The following is a 19,708-nucleotide window of genomic DNA, read 5'->3' as shown; positions in this document are numbered from 1 at the left end:
ATCCACGCCGATTTCTCGCCGCCCGCGCTTTCCAGTATCATGTGCGCTCATTGCCGCCGGCCGCGGCCCCCGTCTTTACCGCATTCTGCTTGTTTCAGAGGCCCCAGGATATGCTCGAACTGCGTGGCGCGCCCGCCCTCTCCGCCTTCCGTCATGCCAAGCTGCTCGAAGCGTTGCACGCCGTGGCTCCACAGGTCGAGGCGCTCGGCGCCGACTACGTGCACTTCGTCGACCACGACGGCGAGCTGGAGGGCGAGGATCGCCGCCTGCTCGAGCGCCTGCTGGACTACGGCCCGGCCCACGATACCGGTGCCCGGGGCGACGGTCGCCTGTTCCTGGTGGTACCCCGCATCGGCACCCAGTCGCCCTGGTCCTCGAAGGCCACCGACATCGCCCGCAACTGCGGCCTGAGCCAGATCCGTCGCCTCGAGCGCGGCATCGCCTACCGGGTGCGCTTCGCCGGCGAGCTCTCCGAGGAGGCCTACGAGGCCGTCCTCGCGGCGCTCCACGACCGCATGACCGAGACGGTGCTGTTCGACGCCTCCGATGCCGCCAAGCTGTTCGCCCACCACGAGCCGGCGCCGCTCGGCCAGGTGGACATCCTCGGCGGCGGTCGCCCGGCGCTGGAGGAGGCCAACGTCGCGCTGGGCCTGGCGCTGGCCGAGGACGAGATCGACTACCTGTGCGAGGCCTTCCAGGGCCTGGGCCGCAACCCGGCCGACGTCGAGCTGATGATGTTCGCCCAGGCGAACTCCGAGCACTGCCGGCACAAGATCTTCAACGCCGACTGGGTGGTGGACGGCGAGGCCCAGCCGCGCTCGCTGTTCAAGATGATCAAGAACACCTATGAGGCCTCGCCGGACGACATCCTCTCGGCCTACAGCGACAACGCCGCGGTGATCCGCGGAAGCCGGGCCGGCCGCTTCTTCGCCGCGCCGCTGACCGGCGACGCCGCCGAGCGCGCCGTCTACGCCGCCCACCAGGAGCCGGTCAACATCCTGATGAAGGTGGAGACCCACAACCACCCGACGGCCATCGCTCCGCATCCGGGCGCGGCCACCGGCGCTGGCGGCGAGATCCGCGACGAGGGCGCCACCGGCATCGGCGGCAAGCCCAAGGCGGGCCTGACCGGCTTCACCGTCTCCAACCTGCGCATCCCCGAGTTCGTGCAGCCCTGGGAAGCCTTCGACTACGGCAAGCCCGAGCGCATCGTCGACGCCCTCGAGATCATGCTCGAGGGGCCGATCGGCGGCGCCGCCTTCAACAACGAGTTCGGTCGCCCCAACCTGACCGGCTACTTCCGCAGCTACGAGCAGGACGCCCTGGGCGCCAACGGCGTCGAGCGTCGCGGCTTCCACAAGCCGATCATGATCGCCGGCGGCTACGGCAACATCCGCGAGGACCACGTCCAGAAGGGCGAGATCCCGGTCGGCGGCAAGCTGATCGTGATGGGCGGGCCGTCGATGCTGATCGGCCTGGGCGGCGGCGCGGCTTCCTCCATGGCCTCCGGCGCCTCCAGCGCCGACCTGGACTTCGCCTCCGTGCAGCGCGACAACCCCGAGATCGAGCGTCGCGTGCAGGAAGTGATCGACCGCTGCTGGGCGCTGGGCGACGACAACCCGATCTGCTTCATCCACGACGTGGGTGCCGGCGGCCTGTCCAACGCCCTGCCGGAGCTGGTCAAGGACGGCGACCGCGGCGGCCGCTTCGAGCTGCGCGAGGTGCCCAACGCCGAGCCGGGCATGAGCCCGCTGGAGATCTGGTGCAACGAGGCCCAGGAGCGCTACGTGCTCGCCGTGGCCCCGGAGAACCTCGCGGCCTTCGATGCCCTGTGCCAGCGCGAGCGCTGCCCCTACGCCGTGGTCGGCGAGGCCACCGAGGCGCATCACCTGGAGGTCCGCGACGGCCACTTCGACACCAGGCCGGTCGATCTGCCGATGAGCGTGCTGTTCGGCAAGCCGCCCAAGATGACCCGCGAGTTCAGCCGCGAGAGCCGCGAGATGCCGGGCATCATGCTCGACAACCTCGACCTGCGCGAGGCCATGGACCGCGTGCTGCGCCTGCCCACCGTGGCGTCCAAGAACTTCCTGATCACCATCGGTGACCGCTCGATCACCGGCCAAGTGGCCCGTGACCAGATGATCGGCCCGTGGCAGGTGCCGGTGGCCGACGTGGCGGTGACCACCGCGACCTTCGACACCCATGCCGGCGAGGCCATGGCCATGGGCGAGCGCCCGCCGGTGGCGCTGATCGATCCGGCCGCCAGCGCCCGCCTGGCGGTGGCCGAGACCATCACCAACCTGGCCGCGGCGCCGATCGCCAAGCTCGGCGACGTCAAGCTCTCCGCCAACTGGATGAGCGCGGCCAGCCATCCGGGCGAGAACCAGGCGCTGTATGACGCCGTGCATGCCGTGGGCATGGAGCTGTGCCCGGCGCTCGGCATCGCCGTGCCGGTGGGCAAGGACTCCATGTCCATGCGCACCGCCTGGCAGGCCGAGAACGACAAGGGCGAGGTCGAGGACAAGAGCATCACCTCGCCGCTGACCCTGGTGACCACCGGCTTCGCCCCGGTCACCGACGCCATGAAAACGCTGACCCCGCAGATCGACCTGACCCAGGACGAGTCCGACCTGATCCTGATCGATCTCGGCGGCGGCAAGAACCGCCTCGGCGGCTCGGCGCTGGCCCAGGTCTACGGCCAGGTGGGCGACGAGTGCCCGGACCTGGACGATCCGGAGGACCTCAAGGCGTTCTTCACCGTGATCCAGGGCCTCAACGCCGACGGCAAGCTGCTGGCCTACCACGACCGCAGCGACGGCGGCCTGCTGGTGACCCTGCTGGAGATGGCCTTCGCCGCTCACGCCGGCCTCGAGATCAAGCTCGACTGGCTGATCGACGAGCCCGCCGATGCCTTCAACGCGCTGTTCGCCGAGGAGCTCGGGGCGGTGATCCAGGTGCCGCGGGCGCACACCGAGGACGTGCTGGCGCAGTTCGCCGGCGCCGGCCTCGAGAGCTGCGGCGTGATCGCCCGTCCGCGCTACGACGACCAGGTCCGCGTGACCCTGTTCGAGGAGCCGCTGCTCGAGACCACCCGGCTGCTGGCCCAGCGCACCTGGAGCGAGACCAGCTATCGCATGCAGGCGCTGCGCGACAACGCCGAGTGCGCCAAGAGCGAGTTCGACGGCCTGCTCGACGGCCGCGACCCGGGCCTCTCCGCCCAGCCGAGCTTCGACGTGAACGAGGACATCGCCGCGCCGTTCGTCAATACCGCCAGGCCGGCGGTGGCGGTGCTGCGCGAGCAGGGCGTCAACGGTCATCTGGAGATGGCCTGGTCGTTCGACAACGCCGGCTTCGAGGCCGTCGACGTGCACATGAGCGACATCCTCGAGGGGCGCGTCGGCCTGGAGGACTTCAAGGGCCTGGTGGCCTGCGGCGGCTTCTCCTACGGCGACGTGCTGGGCGCCGGCGGCGGCTGGGCCAAGTCGGTGCTGTTCAACGACCGGGCCCGGGAGCAGTTCGCCGGCTTCTTCGGCCGCGACGACAGCTTCGCCCTGGGCGTGTGCAATGGCTGCCAGATGCTCTCCCAGCTCAAGGAGCTGATCCCCGGCGCCGAGGCCTGGCCGCGCTTCGTGCGTAACGAGTCCGAGCAGTTCGAGGCCCGCGTGGCCATGGTGCGCGTGGAGGAGAGCCCGTCGATCCTGCTCTCCGGCATGGAAGGCTCGCTGCTGCCGATCGCCGTGGCCCACGGCGAGGGCCGCGCCGAGTTCCGCGACAGCGCACACCTGCGCAGCATGCAGGGCTCCCCCCAGGTGGCGCTGCGCTACGTGGACAACTATGGCCAGGTGTCCACCCGCTATCCGGCCAACCCCAACGGCTCGCCTTCCGGCATCACCGGCCTGACCACGCCGGACGGCCGCGTCACCGCCATGATGCCGCACCCCGAGCGCGTGGTGCGTGCGGTGACCAATTCCTGGCGTCCGGCCGAGTGGACTCAGGACGGCGCCTGGATGCGTCTGTTCCGTAATGCTCGTCGCTGGCTGGGCTGATCGGTCCCGCTGACCGACGCGAGACGCCCGGGCCACTGGCCCGGGCGTCGTCGTTGGCGGGGTCGCCGTCAGTGGCGGATCAGGTCAGGAAGCGTCGTCGCCGGAGCGCTCCTGCTCCTTGAGATGGGCTTCCACGTCGTCGAGCAGGTGCTTGAACTGGGCCTGCAGGTAGTCGTAGCGGCCGAAGTCGTGGCCGCAGTCATCGCAGTAGACGTGGTACTGGTCCTGACGCCCCGGAGGCAGTCGTTTCATGCGGCTGCCGCACTTCGGGCACTCGGGGCTGGTCTTCACTTTCATGGGCGACTCTCCTGTGTCGACGAGTAAGGTGACATGTCTCCTAGATAGCATGGCAGAGCCTGTCCGGGTCAAGTCTCACGCTGGAACGACGCTTCGCGCTGACGCGGACCCGCGCGCTCGTTAAGATGGCGCCTGCATCGTCGAGAGGCCCGTCATGACCGAAACCGCTCCGCCCAGCCTGCGCCCCTACCAGCAGCAGGCGGTGACCCGCGTGGTCGAGCACTTCCGCGCCGGCGACGACCCCGCCGTGGTGGTGCTGCCCACCGGCAGCGGCAAATCGCTGGTGATCGCCGAGCTGGCGCGCCTGGCCCGCGGCCGGGTGCTGGTACTCGCCCACGTGCGCGAGCTGGTCGAGCAGAACCACGCCAAGTACCAGGCCTACGGCCTCGAGGCCGATATCTTCAGCGCCGGCCTGGGCCGCAAGGAAAGCGGCCGCCAGGTGGTGTTCGGCTCGGTGCAGTCGGTGGTGAGGAACCTCGACGGCTTCGGCTCGCCTTGCGAAGGGCAGGGTGCCTTCACGCTGCTGGTCATCGACGAGTGTCATCGGGTGTCGCTGGACGAGGATTCCAGCTATCGGCGGGTCATCGCCCATCTGCGCGAGCGCAATCCGCGGCTCAAGGTGCTGGGCCTGACCGCCACGCCGTACCGGCTGGGCCAGGGCTTCCTCTATCACCGTCACTATCACGGCATGGTGCGCGGCGACGACGACTGCTTCTTCCGCGACTGCGTGTTCGAGCAGCCGCTGCGGCTGATGGTCAAGCAGGGCTATCTGGCCGAGCCGCGGCTGGTCGATGCCGCCGTGGAGCGCTACGACTTCTCGGCCCTCGCGCCCGGCAGCGGCGGCCTGTTCCAGGAGGCGGAGCTGAACCGGGTGGCGGCCGGCAACCGGGCGACGCCGGCGATCCTCGAGGAGGTGATCGCCCACGCCGCCGAGCGCGCCGGGGTGATGCTGTTCGCCGCCACCGTGGCCCACGCCGAGGAGATCATGGGTTACCTGCCCGCCGACGAGGCGGCACTGATCACCGGCGCCACCCCCGCCGCCGAGCGCGAGGCAATCATCCAGGCCTTCAAGGCTCGCGAGCTCAAGTACCTGGTCAACGTGGCGGTGCTGACCACCGGCTTCGACGCGCCCCACGTGGACCTGATCGCCATCCTGCGGCCCACCGAATCGGTGGGCCTCTACCAGCAGATCGTCGGCCGCGGCCTGCGCCTGGCGCCGGGCAAGCGCGACTGCCTGATCCTCGACTACGCCGGCAATCCCTGGGATCTCTACGCCCCCGAGGTGGGCAGCCCCAGGCCCGCCAGCGACACCGAACCGGTGCAGGTCGAGTGCCCGCAGTGCGGCCACGCCAACCTGTTCTGGGGCCGGCGCGACGGCGAGATCGTCATCGAGCACTTCGGTCGCCGCTGTCAGGGGCTGGTGGAGGAAGAGGGCGGGGATGGCATGGCACCGGGCGCCGGCAAGAGGCAGCAGTGCAGCTTCCGCTTCCGCTTCAAGGTCTGCGATCAGTGCGGCGCCGAGAACGACACCGCGGCGCGGCGCTGCCACGGCTGCGAGTCGCTGCTGGTGGACGCCGACGACAAGCTGCGCGAGGCGCTCAAGCTTCGCGACGCCCGGGTGCTGCGTGTCTCGGGCATGCAGCTCGAGGCCACCGTCAACGGCCGCGGCTTGCCGCGGCTCAAGGTCGTCTACCACGACGAGGACGGCGCCACCCTGGCCGAATGGTTCGCCCTGGAGACGCGGGCCCAGCGCGGCGCCTTCGCCGCGGTCTTCCTGCGCGAGCACCTGCGTGCCCCCGGCACGCGCTGGTCGCCGACCACGCCGGAGGAGGTGGTCGCCGAACAGCACCGCCTGCGCGCCCCGGACTTCGTGATCGGCCGCAAGGCCGGCCGCCACTGGCAGGTGCGGCGCAAGCTGTTCGACTACACCGGCCGCTATCGCCTCGCCGCCGAGGCGGGATGAGTCACGGCTTACCCTGATCCTCGCCGCTTGGTAGACTGTGCGGTCGATCATTCGCCGCCCCACCAGCTACCGGAGGCCTGCCCCGCGTGAGCGAGACGCCCCCGTCCACCGAGACACCCGACGACGCCCCGGGGTCCCCCGCCGACCCGACCGTCGCCGAGGGGGCCGGGGCGAGCGACGCCGAGGCGCAGGCGCTCAGCCAGAGCGCCGCGGTGCTGGGCCGGCTGTTCGACGAGCCGATCACCGAGCTGCCGGAGGATCTCTACATCCCGCCGGAGGCGCTCAAGGTCTTCCTCGAGGCCTTCGAGGGGCCGCTCGACCTGCTGCTGTACCTGATCCGGCGCCAGAACCTGGACATCCTGGCCATCGACGTGGCCGCCATCACCCACCAGTACATCGAGTACGTGGAGCTGATGAAGGCCATGGAGATCGAGCTGGCTGGCGAGTACCTGCTGATGGCGGCGATGCTGGCCGAGATCAAGTCGCGCACCCTGCTGCCCAAGCCGCCGAAGGAAGGCGGCGACGAGGACGAGGAAGACCCGCGCGCCGAGCTGATCCGCCGCCTGCAGGAGTACGAGCGGCTCAAGAACGCCGCCGAGGCGCTGGCCGAGCTGCCGCGGCTGGGGCGCGACTGGTTCCCGGCCCGGGCGGCGCTGCCGCCGCTGGAGAGCCGGGTGGTGCATCCCGACGTCGAGCTCGACGAGCTGCTCGGCGCCTTGGCCGGCATCCTGCGTCGCGCCGAGCTCAACCAGGCGCACCAGGTCAGCCGCGAGACGCTCTCCACCCGGGAGCGCATGCTGGCGATCATGGAGCGGCTCGACTTCGAGCGCTACACCGCCTTCGAGGCGCTGTTCACCCTCGAGGAGGGTCGCGCCGGGGTGGTGGTGACCTTCATGGCGATCCTCGAGCTGGCCAAGGAGTCGATGATCGAGATCGTGCAGAACGCACCGCTGTCGCCGATACACGTGCGTGCCCGGGGCGGTCCGCAGGACGACGAGGCAGAAGAAGACGCCTACGCTGACGACGAGCCAGAAGGGGAGAGCCCCTTCGCGGATGACGACGACCAAGGGAGCGAGTCGCCATGACCGCCATGGAAATCCCCGATGCCCTGGACGAGATCCTCGAGGCCGCGCTGCTCGCCGCCGGCGAGCCGCTGTCGCTGGAGCGGCTGGAGAACCTGTTCGACGACCATGAGCTGCCGCCCCGGCGCGCCCTGCGCGAGGCCCTGGGGCGCCTCGAGACGCGCCACCAGCGCGGCGCCATGGAGCTGCTGGAAACGGCCTCGGGCTACCAGCTGCGCATCCGGCCGCGGCTCTCGAGCTGGGTCTCGCGGCTGTGGGACGAGCGCCCGCAGCGCTACTCCCGGGCGCTGCTCGAGACCCTGGCGCTGATCGCCTATCGCCAGCCGGTGACCCGCGGCGACATCGAGGAGGTGCGCGGCGTCACCGTCAGCGGCCAGATCATGCGCACCCTGGTCGAGCGCGGCTGGGTGCGGGTGGTGGGGCATCGCGACGTGCCGGGTCGCCCGGCGGTCTACGCCACCACCCGCAGCTTCCTCGACGACTTCGGCCTCAAGACCCTCGACGAGCTGCCGCCGATGCACGAGCTCAAGGGCTTCGAGGAGGCGGAGCAGACCCTCGAGGACACGCCGCCGCCGCCCCAGCACGACCTGCTGGCCCAGGCGGACGAGCCCGTCGACGAGGGCGACGAACGGGAAAAAACGCACGAGGAAGTGGCGGAAACGGACGATCGTGCCGACACTGCCACCCGCGATGACACCTTTGAAGAGACGACCGCCGCCGAGGCTTCCGCGCCTGCGGCCGGCAAGACGACGGCCGGGACGGCCGACGATGACCACGCCGGGACGGCGTCCGAGCGGACAGGCCTGAGCTTCGCCGATCTCGAAGCCCGCCTGTCCGAACGTGCCCGGGGCCGCGTCGACGATGACGCTGCCCCGGGGGCGGAATCCACTACCAGCGAGACTGACGACTGATGAGCACCACCACCGAGAAACTGCAGAAGGTCCTGGCCCGGGCCGGCATGGGCTCGCGCCGCGAGATGGAAGCGGCCATCGCCGACGGCCGGGTCAAGGTCAACGGCCAGGTGGCGACCCTGGGCGACCGCATCGAGCCCCGCGACAAGGTCGCCCTCGACGACCGCCCGGTGACGCTGCGCGCCGCCGAGGAGGTGCCGCGGCGCGTGATCATGTACAACAAGCCGGAAGGCGAGCTGTGCACCCGCAAGGATCCGGAAGGGCGGCGCACCGTGTTCGATCGCCTGCCGCGCCTCAAGGGCGAGCGCTGGATCGCCATCGGCCGCCTCGACATCAACACCAGCGGCCTGCTGCTGTTCACCACCGACGGCGAGCTGGCCAACCGGCTGATGCACCCCTCGACCCAGATCGAGCGTGAGTACGCCGTGCGGGTGATGGGCGACGTCCAGCAGTCCCACGTCACGGCGATGGTCGAGGGCGTGATGCTCGACGACGGTCCGGCGCGTTTCACCGACGTGCAGGAGTTCGGTGGCGAGGGCATCAACACCTGGTTCCACGTGGTGATCATGGAAGGCCGCAACCGCGAGGTGCGCCGCCTGTGGGAATCCCAGGGGCTGACCGTCAGCCGCCTCAAGCGGGTGCGCTACGGCAACATCTTCCTCGACAAGCGGGCCAAGGCCAGCGAATGGGTCGAGCTCTCCCAGGAGGAGATCGACGACCTCGCCGGCATGGCCGGGCTGCCGGCGCGCAAGGTGCCTGAGCTGACCCCGGACGAGAAGAACCGCTGGAGCCGCGACAAGAACAAGCGTCGTCCGGTGCAGGCGATGCGCAAGCCCAAGTCGCGTCGTTAGCAAGGCGCGCGTACCGGGGCAGGCCCGCCGGCGAACGGCGCCGCGGGCCTGCCCGCCCCGGCAGGCGAGAAAATTCGCCTAAAGGTGAAAAAGCGCTTGCCATGCCGGGGGCATATCCGTATTATCTGCACCCGTTCGGAAGGGTCGTTAGCTCAGTTGGTAGAGCAGTTGGCTTTTAACCAATTGGTCGTAGGTTCGAATCCTACACGACCCACCAACCGAACCTGGATTCATGGCGACTGAGCCGCCATGCATCATGGGTCGTTAGCTCAGTTGGTAGAGCAGTTGGCTTTTAACCAATTGGTCGTAGGTTCGAATCCTACACGACCCACCAGATTCGACGCCCCTGCCTCCATGAGGCAGGGGCGTTTTTCGTTCGCGCCCGGTCGGTGGCGCGCCTTGCAAGGGCGGCGGGACGGCGTCATGCTCGACGACTGTCCTTTCGTCTTGCAGGACGCGTTCGGCGCGTATTCCGGCTAGAATGAAAGCGGGTTGGCCAGGGCGGAAGACGCCGCGGTTGACCCACGGTGTGTCGCGGCGTGCGGAGCGCACGCGTGTCGGCACCTGGTGCAATGCAGGGGGAGCCCCTGCCGGTCACAGTGGTAGACACGATGACGATCATGACTTCCCGTGCCGAGCTGCGAGAGCAGCTGGCGCGTTCCTATTGCCCCACGCGCATTCCCGCCGAGGACGAAGCCCGCATCGAGGAGATCAAGCGTCTGCTCGAGGCCAACAACGCCGTCCTGGTGGCTCACTACTACACCGATGACGCCATTCAGCAGCTGGCCGAGGAAACCGGCGGCTGCGTGGCGGATTCCCTCGAGATGGCTCGCTTCGGCGCCCGTCATCCGGCCGACACCCTGGTGGTGGCCGGCGTGCGCTTCATGGGCGAGACGGCCAAGATCCTGTCGCCGGAGAAGCGCGTGCTGATGCCGACGCTCGAGGCGACCTGCTCGCTGGACGTGGGCTGCCCGGCCGACGAGTTCAGTGCCTTCTGCGACCAGCATCCCGATCGCACCGTGGTGGTCTACGCCAACACCTCGGCGGCGGTGAAGGCGCGCGCCGACTGGGTCGTGACCTCGTCGATCGCGGTGGAGGTGATCGAACACCTCCAGGCCCGCGGCGAGAAGATCCTGTGGGCGCCGGACAAGCACCTCGGCGGCTACATCCAGAAGCAGACCGGCGCCGACATGCTGCTGTGGGACGGTGCCTGCATCGTCCACGAGGAGTTCAAGGCCAAGGGCGTCGAGGACCTCAAGGGCCTGTACCCGGACGCCGCGGTGCTGGTGCACCCCGAGTCGCCGTCCTCGGTGGTTGAGCTGGCCGACGTGGCGGGCTCCACCTCCCAGCTGATCAAGGCCGCCAAGGAGCTGCCCAACGAGGAGCTGATAGTGGCCACCGACCGCGGCATCTTCTTCAAGATGCAGCAGGCGGTGCCCGAGAAGACCCTGTTCGAGGCGCCCACCGCCGGCAACGGCGCCACCTGCCGCAGCTGCGCCCATTGCCCGTGGATGGCGATGAACGCCCTGGACAACCTGGCCGGCGCGCTGCGCGAGGGCACGGGCGAGATCCAGGTCGGCGACGAGCTGCGCCGGGCCGCGCTCAAGCCGCTCACGCGGATGCTCGAGTTCAACGCCTGAGGGGCGAGCTACAAGCGCCGAGCTACAAGAAAACCCGAAGGCCGAGGCCTTCGGGTTTTCTTTTCCCGGGCGAGATTCACTCTGCCGACTTGCAGCTTGCAGCTTGCAGCTTGCAGCTTGCAGCTTGCAGCTTGCAGCTTGCAGCTTGCAGTTTCTACCGAAACTCTTCCATCGTCTCCCGGTAGCCGACGAAGGCCTCGCGGCGCTGCTCGACGCGGGCCAGGGTATTGGGGTCGCCCTCGTTCTTGGCGATGTCCCTGGCGACCTCCAGCTGTTCGATGCCGCGGTCGATGCGGCCGGTCAGCTGCAGCTGCTCGGCTCGGGCGAGATGCCCCCAGGCGCGGTGGCCGCTGCGTCCGGCGGCCTCGGCCAGCAGGGTGAAGACCTGGGGGTTCTCCGGCTGGCGGGCGGCCAGTTCGCGCAGCACGCGGTAGGCCTCGCCGGGATCGCGCTGCAGCAGGGCCTCGCCCAGCAGCAGGCCCGCCGGCGCGTAGCCGGGCATCAGTCGCAGCTGGTGGCGGCTGCGGCGGATGGCGTCGTCCACCCGGCCGGCGTCGAGGGCGACCTCGGCGGCGGTGGCCGGGAGCAGGGCCAGGTCCGGCCACTGTGCTGCCAGGGCTTCGAGGGTGGAGAGCGCCGCGTCGGTCCTGCCTTCCTGGGCGTCGATCAGCGCCGTGACGTAGCGGCGGGCCGCGGGTGGGGCGTCGTCGCGCTGCAGCCGCGTCAGCGCCTGTCGCGGTTCCTGGTCGTGGATGGCGAGCAGGGCCCGGGCGCGGACCATCTGGTATTCGGTGTCATCGCGGCGGTTGTCGCCGGCCGGCAGCTGGGCGACCCGCGCCTGGGCGTCGCTGATGCGTGATTCGGAGACCGGGTGGGTCAGCAGGAATTCCGGCGGTTGCCCGCCCTGCAGGGCCGCCATCTGCTGCATGGCGCGGAACATCTCGACCATGGCCTGCGGATCGTAGCCCGCGTTGGCCAGCGTCTGCAGCCCCAGGCGGTCGGCCTCGCGTTCGAAGCGTCGCGAGTAGGCCAGCTGGTCCTGGAACAGGGCGGCCTGGGAGCCCATGGCGGCGGCGATGCCGGCGTCACCGCCGCCGCCGGCGGCGAGCAGCATGCCTGCGAGCATGGCGGCCATGGCCGGGAGGCGTGTCTGTTCGGCGCGCCGCTGGCCGCGGGCGTAGTGGTTCTGCGAGAGATGGCCGAGCTCGTGGGCCAGCACCGAGGCCAGCGGCCCCTCGCCCTGGGCGAAGGCGAACAGCCCGGCATTAACGCCGATCACCCCGCCGGGCACGGCGAAGGCGTTGAGCCGCTCGCTGGCGACCAGGGTGATGACCGGGTCGATGCCGCCGACCTGGCTGTAGGGCAACAGCCTGGCCACCAGCGAGGAGAGGTAGTGCTCGGCGAGCGGGTCCTGCCACAGCGGGGCGTGGGCGCGGAACTGGCGCAGCCAGGCGCGGCCGAGCCGTGTTTCCTCGCCGCTGACCGCCTGGGTGTCACGTTGGGTCAGGCTCGGCAGCTCGAAGGTCGGCGAGTCGTCGAAGGTCGAGGGTGACGCGGCCTGATCCGGCAGCTCGAGCGACAGCGCCTGGCCGGCGGCCGGGGCGCTCAGTGCCAGGCTCAGGGTGATGGCGGTCAGGCAGGGCAGGGGGCGACGCAGCATGGCCATCCTCGGTCGTCGGGCGCTTGGGGGTGTTCCCTCCGACATTGATTCAGCGGGGAAAGTGCCTTTAAATCGCAGGCATTCATGCCGTTCGCGACGATGAGCGCGACGGCTTCAGGCATTCTCGCGGGAGACGATATGGCTGTGCAACCCGACGACGTCCTCGATGCCAGAGGGCTTTCCTGTCCGTTGCCTCTGCTCAAGGCCAAGCAGGCGCTGTCGCGCCTGGCGCCCGACCAGGTGCTGGAAGTGATGGCCACCGATGCCGGTTCCTGGCGCGACTTCGAGACCTTCATCGCCCAGAGCGCCCATGAGATGCCGGCCCGTGAGGAGCGGGGCGAGGTCTATCACTACTGGATCCGCAAGGGCGGGGAGGCCTCCTCATGACGCTGCGTTCGCTGCTGCGCGGCTGGGTCGATCACTATCTCTCCGACGAAGAGGCGGTGATCCTGCTGGTGGTCCTGGTGCTGGGCTTCGCGGTGGTGATCTGGCTGGGCCAGATGCTGGCGCCCTTCCTTACCGCGCTGGTCATCGCCTTCCTGCTGCAGGGCGGGGTGAATGCCCTGACCCGGCGACGGGTACCGCACTTCCTGGCGGTGATGCTGGTCTATCTGGGCTTCGTCGGCGTGGTGCTGGCCATGGCGCTGGTGCTGCTGCCGCTGATCTGGACACAGCTGGTCAACCTGCTTCAGGAGACGCCACGCATGTTCGCCAGCGGCCAGCAGCTGCTCGCCGATCTCCAGACCCGCTATCCCGACCTGGTGACGCCGGCCCAGATCCAGGACTGGGTGGGGATGGCGGGCCGCGAGGTGACCCAGCTCGGCCAGCGGGCGCTGACGCTGTCGCTGGCCTCGCTGGGCAACATCGTGGGGCTGATCGTGTACCTGGTGCTGGTGCCGATCCTGGTGTTCTTCATGCTCAAGGACCGCGACCGGCTGGTGGGTTTCGCGGTGTCATTGCTGCCGCGCCGGCGGGGGCTGATGACCCGGGTATGGCAGGAAATGGATGCCCAGATCGCCAACTACGTGCGCGGCAAGGTCACCGAGATCGTGATCGTCGGCGGCGTGGCCTTCTTCACCTTTGCCTTCTTCGGGCTGCCCTATTCGGCACTGCTCGGCGTGCTGGTGGGGCTGTCGGTGCTGGTGCCCTACATCGGCGCCGCGGTGGCGACGGTGCCGGTGGCGGCGGTGGCCGGCTTCCACTTCGGCGTCGGCGACCAGTTCCTCTACGTGCTGATCGCCTACGGGGTGATCCAGGCGCTGGACGGCAACGTGCTGGTGCCGGTGCTGTTCTCCGAGGCGGTCAACCTGCATCCGGTGTCGATCATCCTGGCGGTGCTGTTCTTCGGCGGCGTGTGGGGCTTCTGGGGCATCTTCTTCGCCATCCCGCTGGCGACCCTGCTCAAGGCGCTGGTGTATGCCTGGCCGCGGGGCATTCAGCAGCATCGTCAGGAAGAGGCCGCCCACCACGCCCCGAACGGCGCCGACGAGGCCTGACAGCGCTGCGCCGTCCCGGCCGGGACGGCGCGTTCGCCTGGCTTACTCGCTCGCTGCCGGTTCGCCGGCGTGAAGGGCCTGGGCGGCCTCGAGGACCTCGTCCACGTGGCCCTTGACCTTCACCTTGCGCCACTCCCGGGCTAGCCTGCCCTCGGCGTCGATCAGGAAGGTGCTGCGCTCGATCCCCAGGTGTTCCTTGCCGTAGAGCTTCTTGAGCTTGATCACGTCGAACAGCTGGCACACCGCCTCGTCCTTGTCGGACAGCAGCGTGAAGTTGAAGTCCTGCTTGGCCTTGAAGTTCTCCTGGGCGCGGATGCCGTCCCGGGAAACGCCGACGATCACGGTGTTGGCGGCGTCGAAGGCGTCCTTGCGGTCGCGGAAGTCGCCGCCCTCGGTGGTGCAGCCCGGAGTGCTGGCCTTGGGGTAGAAGTAGATCACCACCTGGCGGCCGCGCAGTTCCGAGAGGCTGAGGGTGGTATCGCCGGTGGCGGTGGCGGTGAAGTCGGGCACCGGCTGACCGAGGCTGACGCTCATGATGGGGCTCCAATCGGGGAATGAACGTCATGATTACACGCAACCCGCCGGCGACTGTAAAGTCGCCGCTGTACAGGCTCTCGAGCCCTGAGTACCATTTGGCCCCTGGCATCGCGCCCACGGGCGAGGGCGGGTTTTTCTTGGCGGCCGAGCCCTGCGGTCGCCGGCAGGCAGCGAGAGGACAAGACGAGGATGATCACGGGTAGTATCGTCGCGCTGGCGACACCGATGAAGGTCAACGGCGATATCGACTGGGAAGCCCTGCGGGCCCTGGTCCATTTCCATCTGGACAATGGCACCGACGCCATCGTCGCGGCGGGCACCACCGGCGAGCCGACCACCATGTCGTTCGCCGAGCACTTCGACGTCATCCGCGCGGTGGTGGAAGAGGTCGGTGGCCGGGTGCCGGTCATCGCCGGTACCGGCGCCAACGCCACCTCCGAGGCGGTCGAGCTGGCGCGCTATGCCAGCGAAGTGGGGGCGGACTACTGCCTGTCCGTGTGCCCCTACTACAACAAGCCGACCCAGGAAGGCCTCTACCAGCACTTCAAGGCCGTCGCCGAGGGCAGCAACCTGCCGGTGATCCTCTACAACGTGCCCGGCCGCACCTGCTCCGATCTCTACAACGAGACCGTGCTGCGCCTGGCCGAGGTGGACAACATCGTCGGCCTCAAGGATGCCACCGGCAACCTGGAGCGCGCCGAGGACCTGATCGCTCGCCTCAAGGGCAGCGGCTTCATGCTCTACTCCGGCGATGACGGTACCGCCTGCGACTTCATGCTGATGGGCGGCCACGGCGACATCTCGGTGACCGCCAACGTGGCCCCCCGCGCCATGCACGAGCTGTGCGCCGCGGCGGTGGCCGGCGACTCGGAGAAGGCGCACCAGATCAACACCCGTCTGATGCCGCTGCACACCAATCTCGGCATCGAGGCCAACCCGATTCCCGTCAAGTGGGCGCTGAATCGCATGGGGCTGGCCGAGGCGGGCATCCGTCTGCCGCTGACCTGGCTCTCCGAGAAGTACCACTCCACCGTCAGCGAGGCCCTGCAGCTGGCCGGCGTGATCGACGACTGAGGTCGACGAATCGAGAGTGACGACTGACGCGGCGCGAGACGCCGCGACCTGGACAACTTGAGCAAGGTGGACGCATGAGCTCTGCGCTGAAATGGATGCCGCTGGTGGCGGCGCTGGCCCTGGCCGGCTGTGCCCGCGACGGCTACTACGACGACCGTGGCACCGACTACGTCGACGCCGAGTCGAGCGCCCCCCTGGTGCTGCCCGATGCCCGCGACGACCGCCGCTTCGGCAATGCCATGCCGGTTCCCGAAGCGCAGGGCAGCTTCGTCTCACAGGGTGAGGACTTTCGCGTGCCGCCGCCTCGCGCCCTGGGCGCCGGGAGCGGCGTGCAGGCCGGCGGCGTGGCGCTGCGCGAGGCGGCCGGCCAGCGCTGGCTGGTGATCGGCGCCGCACCCAGCGTCGTCTGGTCCGAGCTCGAGGACTTCGTGGCCGAGCGTGGCCTCACGGTCGTCCAGCGCGACGCCAACCGCGGCCTGCTGGTCACCGATCAGGCGCGGCTCAGCGTCCGGCCCGGCCTGCAGCAGGGGGCCAGCGAGCTGCGCTGCGAGCAGGGCGGTTCGCCCCAGCAGCGCTGCCTGCGCGCCCTGCAGCGTCGCTTCGAGGCCCGTGGTGCCACCGCCAGCGCCTCCTCGCTGGCGGTCCAGCGCCCCGGTGAACAGGCCAATCCGCTGCTCACCCGGTCCGGCGGTGAATGGCGCCTGGAGCTGCCCTATGGCGTGGATCGCACCTGGGCCGAGCTGAGCTACCAGCTCGAGGCGGACTTCGCGGTGCAAGAGCGTCGCGAGCTGCTGGAGCAGGATGCCGAGGCCCGCACCTTCCTGGTCGACTACCTGACGCTCAGCGCTCGCAGCGAGGGAATCTGGGACACCCTGACCAGCTTCGGCGGGGCGGACCCCCAGCGCATTCGCCTGTCGCTCGAGGCCTCGGGGCCGCAGAGTGCCGTGCTGAAGGCCGATTCCGCCGACGACCGCGAGCTGTCCGACGAGGATCGTCGCGAGCTGCTCGAGCGGGTGGCGGGCCTGCTGGGCTGATGACGGAGGTCGCGACGCGGCGGCTGCAGTTCGCCTCGCTCGGCAGCGGCAGCAAGGGCAATGCCACCCTGGTCAGCGATGGCGAGACGCGCCTGCTGATCGACTGCGGCTTCGGTCTCAGGGAGACCGAGCGTCGCCTGGCGCGCTTCGACCTCCATCCTCGCCAGCTCGATGCCGTGCTCGTCACCCACGAGCACGGCGATCACATCCGCGGGGTCGGTCCGCTGGCGCGGCGTCACAAGGTGCCGGTCTATCTCACGCCCGGCACCTGGCTGTCGGGCAAGCTCGGCGAGGTGCCGCACCGGCACTGGATCACCCCCCAGGCGCGCTTCGCCGTGAAGGGCATCGAGATCGACCCGGTCACGGTGCCCCACGACGCCCGGGAGCCGGTGCAGTTCCGGCTGGCCGCCGCCGGTCGCCGCCTGGGCCTGCTCACCGATCTGGGCCATCCCAGCGAGCACGTGGTCGAGGCCTTCCGCGGCTGCGACGCCCTGGTGCTGGAGTGCAACCACGACGTCCATCTGCTGGAGACCGGCCCCTACCCGCCGAGTCTCAAGCGCCGGGTCGGCGGCCAGTGGGGACACCTGGCCAACGCCCAGTCCGCCTGGCTGCTGCGGCGGCTGGGGCTGGACGGCCTGCAGCGCATCGTCTGCTCGCACCTTTCCGAACACAACAATCGCCCCGAGCTGGCCCTGGAGGCCCTGGTGCCACTGCTCGACGGCGACGATTCGCGCCTGACGGTGGCGGCCCAGGATCAGGGGCTGGACTGGCAGGCGATCACCTGAGATTCCAGAATTCCATCTGACTGTTGCCTGTGGAGGCTCCCATGGAAAAGCGCCAAGAACTCTATGCCGGCAAGGCCAAGTCCGTCTTCGCCACCGATGACCCGGATCGCCTGATCCTGCACTTCCGCGACGACACCAGCGCCTTCGACGGCGAGCGCATGGAGTCGCTGGAGCGCAAGGGCAAGGTCAACAACCGCTTCAATGCCTTCATCATGGGCAAGCTCGAGGAAGCCGGCATCCCGACCCACTTCGAGGGCCTGCTCGGCGACAACGAGTGCGTGGTCAAGAACATGGACATGCTTCCGGTCGAGTGCGTGGTGCGCAACATCGCCGCCGGGGGCCTGGTCAAGCGCCTCGGCGTGGAAGAGGGCAGCGAGCTGAATCCGCCGACCTTCGAGCTGTTCCTCAAGAACGACGCCCTGCATGACCCGATGATCAACGAGTCGCTGGCCGAGACCTTCGGCTGGGCGACCCCGGAGCAGCTGGCCGAGATGAAGGCGCTGACCTTCCGCGTCAACGAGGTGCTCAAGGCGCTGTTCGCCGCCGGCGACCTGCTGCTGGTGGACTACAAGCTCGAGTTCGGCGTGTTCCAGGGCCGGATCGTGCTGGGCGACGAGTTCTCCCCGGACGGCTGCCGCCTGTGGGACGCCGAGACCCGCGAGAAGCTGGACAAGGACCGCTTCCGCCAGGGGCTGGGCGGCGTGATCGAGGCCTACGAAGAGGTGGGCAAGCGGATCGGCGTCGACTTCTCTTGAAGACGTCTGCCATGCCGAACGAAGGGCCCTGCGGGGCCCTTCGTCGTTTCTGACATCCGGCACTCGGCATAGGCGAGATGCGCGCCGGAGTGGTGCCGTCATGGGGTCAGACCCCGGCGGTCTCGCCGCGGCAGGCGAGGTGCGCGACCACAGGCAGGATGGCCTGGCCGGGGTCTGACCCCATGAAAGCCTGTGTTCCTGCTCTCTGCCTCTACGCCGCCACGATCTCGACGACCTCCAGTGCTGTCTCGCCGGTCTCACTGGCGAGGGCTTGGAAGCGCACGTCGACGTCGCGCAGCCGCACGCCGTAGATGCGTTCCTCGGCGCCGCGGCGATAGGCGGGGCGTGGGTCCTGGGCCAGCACCTGCTGGATCAGTGCGCGCAGCGAGGCGCCGTCGGGGCGGGCGGCCAGCGCCGCCTCGGCCATCGGCGTCAGGCGCACGGGCAGGGCGCTCGGCGCCTCGGGGGCGAAGCCGGCCCGGGCCTCGGGGCGCGATTCCGCCCAGGGCAGGTAGGGCTTGATGTCGAGCACCGGGGTGCCGTCGACCAGGTCGGCGCCGCGCAGCCGCAGGCGCACGCCATTCTCGACGTCGATGCCCTCGAGCTCGACCAGCGACAGCCCCAGGCGGTTGGGGCGGTGGGTGCTGCGGCTGGCGAACACGCCCACTTTCGCGTTGCCACCCAGGCGCGGCGGCCGCACCAGCGGCGTCCAGCGTTCGGGGCTCAGGTGGAAGACGAAGGTCACCCACAGGTGGCTGAAGGCCTCCAGGCCGCGCACCGCCAGCGGATCGTCGTGGGGGGGCGTCAGCACCAGGCTGGCCCGGGCGGCGTCGGCCAGCCCCGGCTGGCGGGGAATGCCGAACTTGTCGGGGTAGTCGCTCTCGATGCGTCCGATGGGCGTCAGGTCGAAGGTTCGGGGCGTCTCGTTCATGCGCGCGTCCGCGGGTCGCCGGGGCGATGATGCGCCGCCCTTGCCATGGGCATTGGCGCGGCGGCATCGCTTCGGTAGTCTCTGGGCGTCTTCATCTTCGCAGGGTGTCCCTCATGGGTCAGTTCGAATCTCCGCACGACGCGGCGCCGCGCATTCTCTACCGCGAGGCTCGCGCCCAGGACGGCGGCGATCAGGCCGAGGTCTTCCATCATGCCGTCATGCAGGGCGCCATGAGCCACTACACGCTGGCCGCCCGGCAGGCCTGGGCGGCGGTGCTGCCCCGCGAGGGCAGTGCCTGGGTGGCGCGGCATGCGCTTTACACCACCCTGGTGGCGACCTGTGACGGTCGCTGCGTGGCCTTCCTGGAGCTGGACCTGCCCCGCGGCCATGTGGAGTCGCTCTACGTCTGGCCGTCGCTGGCCCGGCGCGGCATCGGCGGTGCCCTGCTGGGGCACGCCGAGCGCCTGGTGCGCGAGCGCGGTGGCGAGCGATTGAGCATCGACGCCAGCCTGGTGATGGCCGATGGCCTGGAGCGCCGCGGCTGGTCCCGGGTGCGCGAGGAATGGGTCGAGCGTGGCGGCGAACGGCTGCCGCGCCGGCGCCTGGAGAAGCCGCTGGCGCCGCAGCCGGCCTGAGTCGGGCGCCG

At 69.6% G+C, this 19,708-nt stretch carries 17 protein-coding genes and 2 tRNA genes; 15 read left to right on the top strand and 4 right to left on the bottom strand.

Annotated elements, in window-relative coordinates:
- Positions 1-110: 110 nt before the first annotated feature.
- Positions 111-4,046 (top strand): phosphoribosylformylglycinamidine synthase, encoded by a 3,936-nt coding sequence (gene purL, locus QWG60_RS13650; RefSeq protein ID WP_146908490.1) that lies wholly within the window; start codon positions 111-113, stop codon positions 4,044-4,046.
- A gap of 84 nt (positions 4,047-4,130) precedes the next feature.
- Here purL and QWG60_RS13645 read toward each other — a convergent pair whose 3' ends face one another.
- On the bottom strand, positions 4,131-4,343 hold the full coding sequence (locus QWG60_RS13645) for a zinc ribbon domain-containing protein (RefSeq protein ID WP_035597573.1): 213 nt from the start codon (positions 4,341-4,343) through the stop codon (positions 4,131-4,133).
- 154 nt (positions 4,344-4,497) lie between these two features.
- Here QWG60_RS13645 and QWG60_RS13640 point away from each other — a divergent pair, with 154 nt between their 5' ends.
- The 7 genes from QWG60_RS13640 to nadA all read left to right on the top strand — a co-directional run bounded on the left by QWG60_RS13640 (position 4,498) and on the right by nadA (position 10,790).
- The gene (locus QWG60_RS13640; RefSeq protein ID WP_146908488.1) at positions 4,498-6,306 is read left to right on the top strand and encodes a DEAD/DEAH box helicase; all 1,809 of its coding nucleotides are present in this window, start codon (positions 4,498-4,500) and stop codon (positions 6,304-6,306) included.
- Between the two features lie 86 nt (positions 6,307-6,392).
- Positions 6,393-7,391 (top strand): segregation and condensation protein A, encoded by a 999-nt coding sequence (locus tag QWG60_RS13635; protein ID WP_035597568.1) that lies wholly within the window; start codon positions 6,393-6,395, stop codon positions 7,389-7,391.
- Positions 7,388-8,299 (top strand): SMC-Scp complex subunit ScpB, encoded by a 912-nt coding sequence (gene scpB, locus QWG60_RS13630; RefSeq protein ID WP_146908486.1) that lies wholly within the window; start codon positions 7,388-7,390, stop codon positions 8,297-8,299. The genes QWG60_RS13635 and scpB overlap by 4 nt, the downstream gene beginning before the upstream one ends.
- Positions 8,299-9,150: a 23S rRNA pseudouridine(2605) synthase RluB gene (gene rluB / locus QWG60_RS13625; protein WP_035597563.1), complete on the top strand. Its 852-nt coding sequence runs from the start codon at positions 8,299-8,301 to the stop codon at positions 9,148-9,150. Before scpB ends, rluB begins: the two co-directional genes overlap by 1 nt.
- Before the next feature lie 141 nt (positions 9,151-9,291).
- Positions 9,292-9,367 (top strand) — tRNA-Lys (locus QWG60_RS13620).
- A gap of 41 nt (positions 9,368-9,408) precedes the next feature.
- Positions 9,409-9,484 (top strand) — tRNA-Lys (locus QWG60_RS13615).
- A gap of 277 nt (positions 9,485-9,761) precedes the next feature.
- The gene (gene nadA / locus QWG60_RS13610) at positions 9,762-10,790 is read left to right on the top strand and encodes a quinolinate synthase NadA (protein WP_146910397.1); all 1,029 of its coding nucleotides are present in this window, start codon (positions 9,762-9,764) and stop codon (positions 10,788-10,790) included.
- A 154-nt stretch (positions 10,791-10,944) separates the two neighbouring features.
- Here nadA and QWG60_RS13605 read toward each other — a convergent pair whose 3' ends face one another.
- Positions 10,945-12,456: a M48 family metalloprotease gene (locus tag QWG60_RS13605; RefSeq protein ID WP_146909963.1), complete on the bottom strand. Its 1,512-nt coding sequence runs from the start codon at positions 12,454-12,456 to the stop codon at positions 10,945-10,947.
- 132 nt (positions 12,457-12,588) lie between these two features.
- Between QWG60_RS13605 and QWG60_RS13600 the strand changes: the two genes are divergently transcribed.
- Both QWG60_RS13600 and QWG60_RS13595 read left to right on the top strand, forming a co-directional pair.
- Complete coding sequence (locus tag QWG60_RS13600; protein WP_035597558.1) at positions 12,589-12,837, top strand: sulfurtransferase TusA family protein; 249 nt, start codon at positions 12,589-12,591, stop codon at positions 12,835-12,837.
- Complete coding sequence (locus tag QWG60_RS13595; protein WP_035597556.1) at positions 12,834-13,946, top strand: AI-2E family transporter; 1,113 nt, start codon at positions 12,834-12,836, stop codon at positions 13,944-13,946. The genes QWG60_RS13600 and QWG60_RS13595 overlap by 4 nt, the downstream gene beginning before the upstream one ends.
- Before the next feature lie 42 nt (positions 13,947-13,988).
- Here the strand turns inward: QWG60_RS13595 and QWG60_RS13590 are convergent, their stop codons facing one another.
- On the bottom strand, positions 13,989-14,480 hold the full coding sequence (locus QWG60_RS13590; RefSeq protein ID WP_046078252.1) for a peroxiredoxin: 492 nt from the start codon (positions 14,478-14,480) through the stop codon (positions 13,989-13,991).
- A 192-nt stretch (positions 14,481-14,672) separates the two neighbouring features.
- Between QWG60_RS13590 and dapA the strand changes: the two genes are divergently transcribed.
- The 4 genes from dapA (at position 14,673) to purC (ending at position 18,131) form a co-directional block, all read left to right on the top strand.
- Positions 14,673-15,557, top strand: a complete 885-nt coding sequence (dapA, locus tag QWG60_RS13585; RefSeq protein ID WP_035597551.1) for a 4-hydroxy-tetrahydrodipicolinate synthase — start codon at positions 14,673-14,675, stop codon at positions 15,555-15,557.
- 74 nt (positions 15,558-15,631) lie between these two features.
- A complete protein-coding gene (locus tag QWG60_RS13580; RefSeq protein WP_246124742.1) occupies positions 15,632-16,591 on the top strand; it encodes an outer membrane protein assembly factor BamC in 960 nt (319 codons plus the stop codon).
- Positions 16,591-17,376 (top strand): MBL fold metallo-hydrolase, encoded by a 786-nt coding sequence (locus tag QWG60_RS13575; protein ID WP_035597545.1) that lies wholly within the window; start codon positions 16,591-16,593, stop codon positions 17,374-17,376. The genes QWG60_RS13580 and QWG60_RS13575 overlap by 1 nt, the downstream gene beginning before the upstream one ends.
- Before the next feature lie 41 nt (positions 17,377-17,417).
- A complete protein-coding gene (gene purC / locus QWG60_RS13570; RefSeq protein ID WP_035597543.1) occupies positions 17,418-18,131 on the top strand; it encodes a phosphoribosylaminoimidazolesuccinocarboxamide synthase in 714 nt (237 codons plus the stop codon).
- A gap of 211 nt (positions 18,132-18,342) precedes the next feature.
- On the opposite strand, the gene tsaA is transcribed toward purC, so the two are convergent.
- Positions 18,343-19,062, bottom strand: coding sequence for a tRNA (N6-threonylcarbamoyladenosine(37)-N6)-methyltransferase TrmO (tsaA, locus tag QWG60_RS13565; protein WP_146909961.1), 720 nt, complete (start codon positions 19,060-19,062; stop codon positions 18,343-18,345).
- A gap of 113 nt (positions 19,063-19,175) precedes the next feature.
- On the opposite strand from tsaA, the gene QWG60_RS13560 reads away from it, so the two are divergent.
- The gene (locus QWG60_RS13560) at positions 19,176-19,697 is read left to right on the top strand and encodes a GNAT family N-acetyltransferase (RefSeq protein WP_046078249.1); all 522 of its coding nucleotides are present in this window, start codon (positions 19,176-19,178) and stop codon (positions 19,695-19,697) included.
- Positions 19,698-19,708 lie beyond the last annotated feature (11 nt).

Source organism: Halomonas halophila (assembly GCF_030406665.1).
Lineage (GTDB): Bacteria > Pseudomonadota > Gammaproteobacteria > Pseudomonadales > Halomonadaceae > Halomonas > Halomonas halophila.
Note: the sequence above shows the minus strand (reverse complement) of the source record. Positions and strands in the feature narration are given on the sequence as shown.

Coding starts and splice junctions, on each gene's coding strand:
- QWG60_RS13560 (WP_046078249.1), top strand. CDS start 19,176: ATGGGTCAGTTCGAATCTCCGCACGACGCGGCGCCGCGCATTCTCTAC.
- QWG60_RS13575 (WP_035597545.1), top strand. CDS start 16,591: ATGACGGAGGTCGCGACGCGGCGGCTGCAGTTCGCCTCGCTCGGCAGC.
- rluB (WP_035597563.1), top strand. CDS start 8,299: ATGAGCACCACCACCGAGAAACTGCAGAAGGTCCTGGCCCGGGCCGGC.
- scpB (WP_146908486.1), top strand. CDS start 7,388: ATGACCGCCATGGAAATCCCCGATGCCCTGGACGAGATCCTCGAGGCC.
- purL (WP_146908490.1), top strand. CDS start 111: ATGCTCGAACTGCGTGGCGCGCCCGCCCTCTCCGCCTTCCGTCATGCC.
- dapA (WP_035597551.1), top strand. CDS start 14,673: ATGATCACGGGTAGTATCGTCGCGCTGGCGACACCGATGAAGGTCAAC.
- QWG60_RS13605 (WP_146909963.1), bottom strand. CDS start 12,456: ATGGCCATGCTGCGTCGCCCCCTGCCCTGCCTGACCGCCATCACCCTG.
- tsaA (WP_146909961.1), bottom strand. CDS start 19,062: ATGAACGAGACGCCCCGAACCTTCGACCTGACGCCCATCGGACGCATC.
- QWG60_RS13590 (WP_046078252.1), bottom strand. CDS start 14,480: ATGAGCGTCAGCCTCGGTCAGCCGGTGCCCGACTTCACCGCCACCGCC.
- QWG60_RS13595 (WP_035597556.1), top strand. CDS start 12,834: ATGACGCTGCGTTCGCTGCTGCGCGGCTGGGTCGATCACTATCTCTCC.
- nadA (WP_146910397.1), top strand. CDS start 9,762: ATGACGATCATGACTTCCCGTGCCGAGCTGCGAGAGCAGCTGGCGCGT.
- QWG60_RS13580 (WP_246124742.1), top strand. CDS start 15,632: ATGAGCTCTGCGCTGAAATGGATGCCGCTGGTGGCGGCGCTGGCCCTG.
- QWG60_RS13640 (WP_146908488.1), top strand. CDS start 4,498: ATGACCGAAACCGCTCCGCCCAGCCTGCGCCCCTACCAGCAGCAGGCG.
- QWG60_RS13645 (WP_035597573.1), bottom strand. CDS start 4,343: ATGAAAGTGAAGACCAGCCCCGAGTGCCCGAAGTGCGGCAGCCGCATG.
- QWG60_RS13600 (WP_035597558.1), top strand. CDS start 12,589: ATGGCTGTGCAACCCGACGACGTCCTCGATGCCAGAGGGCTTTCCTGT.
- purC (WP_035597543.1), top strand. CDS start 17,418: ATGGAAAAGCGCCAAGAACTCTATGCCGGCAAGGCCAAGTCCGTCTTC.